The organism is Pseudomonas typographi (assembly GCF_014694385.1).
Taxonomy (GTDB): domain Bacteria; phylum Pseudomonadota; class Gammaproteobacteria; order Pseudomonadales; family Pseudomonadaceae; genus Aquipseudomonas; species Aquipseudomonas typographi.
In genome coordinates this window covers 1-214 of the sequence record NZ_JAAOCA010000206.1, presented here as the reverse complement: position 1 = coordinate 214, position 214 = coordinate 1, and the positions used below count along the sequence as shown (strand labels likewise).

1 protein-coding gene is annotated in these 214 nt (G+C 54.2%); it reads left to right on the top strand.

Translation table 11 applies throughout. From position 1 onward, the window contains the following. Positions 1-206: integrase core domain-containing protein (locus HAQ05_RS28400; protein WP_190427792.1), on the top strand; the 206-nt coding region annotated here is incomplete at its 5' end. Positions 207-214: the final 8 nt, after the last annotated feature.

Below are 214 nucleotides of genomic sequence, written 5' to 3'. Positions count from 1 at the left end.
ACAACGCGCCAATGGAGCGGCTATTTCGCAGCCTGAAAACTGAATGGATACCGACGGTGGGCTACATGAGCGCCGCGTTGGCTAAACAAGATATCAGTCGTTTTCTGATGGAGCGGTACAACTGGCGACGACCACATCAGTTCAACGAGGGCTTGGCGCCTGCCGTTGCCGAGGAAAAGCTCAATTCAGTGTCCGGGATCAGTTGACCACTACA